Annotated in this window: 5 protein-coding genes; 1 reads left to right on the forward strand and 4 read right to left on the reverse strand. The window is 67.5% G+C overall.

What is annotated here, in order from left to right; genetic code table 11:
- Positions 1-623, forward strand: a 623-nt coding sequence (locus AC31A1_RS49935; protein ID WP_489659683.1) for an SCO3374 family protein, incomplete at its 5' end; no start/stop codon positions are given.
- Here AC31A1_RS49935 and AC31A1_RS49940 read toward each other — a convergent pair.
- The 4 genes from AC31A1_RS49940 to AC31A1_RS49955 all read right to left on the reverse strand — a co-directional run bounded on the left by AC31A1_RS49940 (position 602) and on the right by AC31A1_RS49955 (position 2,418).
- On the reverse strand, positions 602-937 hold the full coding sequence (locus tag AC31A1_RS49940) for a histone-like nucleoid-structuring protein Lsr2 (RefSeq protein WP_033286117.1): 336 nt from the start codon (positions 935-937) through the stop codon (positions 602-604). The genes AC31A1_RS49935 and AC31A1_RS49940 overlap by 22 nt on opposite strands.
- Positions 938-1,161: 224 nt before the next feature.
- Entirely contained in the window at positions 1,162-1,695 is a 534-nt protein-coding gene (locus tag AC31A1_RS49945; RefSeq protein WP_019064250.1) for an amino-acid N-acetyltransferase, read from the reverse strand.
- A 9-nt stretch (positions 1,696-1,704) separates the two neighbouring features.
- On the reverse strand, positions 1,705-2,094 hold the full coding sequence (locus tag AC31A1_RS49950) for a BlaI/MecI/CopY family transcriptional regulator (RefSeq protein ID WP_393751662.1): 390 nt from the start codon (positions 2,092-2,094) through the stop codon (positions 1,705-1,707).
- A gap of 144 nt (positions 2,095-2,238) precedes the next feature.
- The gene (locus tag AC31A1_RS49955) at positions 2,239-2,418 is read right to left on the reverse strand and encodes a hypothetical protein (protein ID WP_033286119.1); all 180 of its coding nucleotides are present in this window, start codon (positions 2,416-2,418) and stop codon (positions 2,239-2,241) included.
- Between the last annotated feature and the right edge of the window lie 114 nt (positions 2,419-2,532).

The following is a 2,532-nucleotide window of genomic DNA, read 5'->3' on the forward strand; positions in this document are numbered from 1 at the left end:
GCACGGTCCCGCTCCCCCGCCGCCCCCTCGATCCGGACGACCGGCAGCGGAACCGGTACGAGAACGAACTGAGGTGGCGCACGGTGCCCGGAGAGCCGCTACGGCTCGTCACGGGCCTGCGTTTCGACGTCCTGGACGTGCCGGTCGAGGCCGGCGCCGCGGCGCTCTGGCGGCTGGGCCCGGACTCTCCGGTGGCCGTACGGGGCGACCGGATGCGGCTGCTGGTGGCCGCGGGCAGCGCGGAGGAACTTCCGGGGCTGCTGGACTGGCTGGAGTGGGGCGCTCTGGCGCCGACGCTGGATCTGGTGGCGCTGGGCGCGGACGGGCACATGGAGGCGCCGCCGTTCCCCGGGGCGAGGCCCTCAGGGGCACCGCTGCCGGGCTCGGGGGTCGCGAAGGCGCAACCGCTCCCCGCGGGCAGTTCGCGTCCCTTGCAGGGGGCCGCCGTGTGGCTGCGACCCCCCGAGCCGGGGTGCGAGGTCGAGGCCTCGCTGCCGACAATGCCGGCCGTGGGGGGCGTAGGGCACGCCCCTGATCTCGTACGACTTGTGGACACGGTGGCCACTCAGTGCCACCGGGTACGGCTGCGGCGCTCCTGCGCTCAGCCGTTGGCCTTCTCGTAGGCTTCGCGAATGGCCGCGGGAACACGACCGCGGTCGTTCACGTCGTGGCCGTTCTCCTTGGCCCACGCGCGAATCTGCGCGGTGTCCTGGCTGCCGCCCGTTGCGGCGCGCGCCTTTCCGCGACCGCCCGAAGCGCGGCCACCGGTACGGCGTCCGCCCTTCACGTAAGCGTCGAGAAGTCCACGGAGCTTGTCCGCATTCGCGGTGGTGAGATCGATCTCGTACGTCTTGCCGTCCAGCGCGAACGTCACCGTCTCGTCCGCCTCGCCGCCGTCGAGGTCATCGACAAGAAGGACCTGAACCTTCTGTGCCACCGGATTTCCTTTCATCGATTACTTGCGGGCCTGGGGTCTGCGGCGTCCGCCGTTTCGCCGTCCCCTGTTATATGCAGTACTGCAGTACGTCGGAAAGCAAACCGCTTTTGCTGGAAAAACACAAACCCCTGGGAGAGACCGAGCGACCTCCCCCGCCCAGAAAGATGCGCGTTTCGGACATAGGGAACCTGGGCAGGGCGACCCGGCCGAATTGGGGGCCGCGATCACAGATGCAGAAGCATCCGACTGTTGCCCAAGGTGTTCGGTTTCACCCGTTCGAGACCGAGGAACTCCGCCACGCCCTCGTCATAGGAACGCAACAGCTCCGCGTAGACATCGGTGTCAACAGGTGTCTCACCGATCTCCACGAAGCCGTGCTTCGAGAAGAAGTCCACTTCGAAGGTGAGACAGAAAACGCGACGAACGCCTAGCCAGCGAGCCGTGTGCAGCAACTTCTCCAGCAACTGATGGCCCACACCGGCGCCCTTCAAGCCGGGCTTCACCGCGAGAGTGCGGACTTCCGCGAGGTCTTCCCACATGACATGCAGTGCCCCGCAGCCGACGACCTCGGCGTTGTCGTCCCGTTCGGCGACCCAGAACTCCTGGATGTCCTCGTAAAGAGTCACCGTCGCTTTGTCGAGCAGGATGCGACCGCGGACGTAGGCGTCAAGGAGTCGGCGCACCGCCTCGACATCGCCGGTCCGGGCCCGCCGGACGGTGATGGCTTTCGCGGTGACTTCGGGGTGCTCTGCTGACATGAGCGGACGCTATCGCCCGCCGCCCGAGGGCGCGGAGCCGGGGTTCTGGACGCCATCCGCGGGTTCGGGTGTTTCCGGTCCCTGGACGATGCGTACGGCGCTGCGGAGGGCCTCACGCTGTTCGTCGCTCATCATCCCGAAGAAGGCGACGAGAGCGGCCGCGGGGTTGTCGCTCTGGGACCAGGCGTCGTTCATCAGGGCGGCGGAGTAGGCGGCTCGTGTGGAGACCGCCTCATATCGATAGGCCCGGCCTTCCGCCTCACGACGCACCCAGCCCTTCTGATGGAGATTGTCCAAAACGGTCATCACCGTGGTGTACGCGATGGACCGTTCCCGCTGAAGGTCTTCCAGGACTTCTCGAACGGTCACCGGGCGGTTCCACTTCCACACCCGCGTCATGACCGAGTCTTCGAGTTCTCCCAATGGGCGAGGCACAGCTCAGAACCATAGTGGAAAAGGAACAAAAAGGGCGTACGACTCGGAAAGCACGCGTGTGCGTGCGGGAGTCGTACGCCCTTGAAGGCGCCGCGGAAAACGGAGGGTTCAGGCGTCGGCGGCCGAAGAGGCCTGGCGGGCGCTCTCCGCGCGCGCGATGGCGGCGTCGACGGCCGCGTCCTCCTTGGCCTTCATGGCCCCGCCCTGGGTCTTCACGATGACCCGGATCAGTCCGATGAAGAACACGGCCATGACGACCGGGGGCACGAGCGCGGAGACATAGTCCATGCCCCCAGAGTAGCCACGGGCCCCAAGGCGAACGGGGCGGGGTCGGTTCAGCCGGCGGCGAGCTGCTGCGACGGGTTCGCGGGAGGTGGTGCCGGTTTGCGCCGGGGGAAGACC

Source organism: Streptomyces sp. P5F9, assembly GCF_057961495.1.

Coding starts and splice junctions, on each gene's coding strand:
- AC31A1_RS49950 (WP_393751662.1), bottom strand. CDS start 2,094: ATGACGCGGGTGTGGAAGTGGAACCGCCCGGTGACCGTTCGAGAAGTC.
- AC31A1_RS49945 (WP_019064250.1), bottom strand. CDS start 1,695: ATGTCAGCAGAGCACCCCGAAGTCACCGCGAAAGCCATCACCGTCCGG.
- AC31A1_RS49955 (WP_033286119.1), bottom strand. CDS start 2,418: ATGGACTATGTCTCCGCGCTCGTGCCCCCGGTCGTCATGGCCGTGTTC.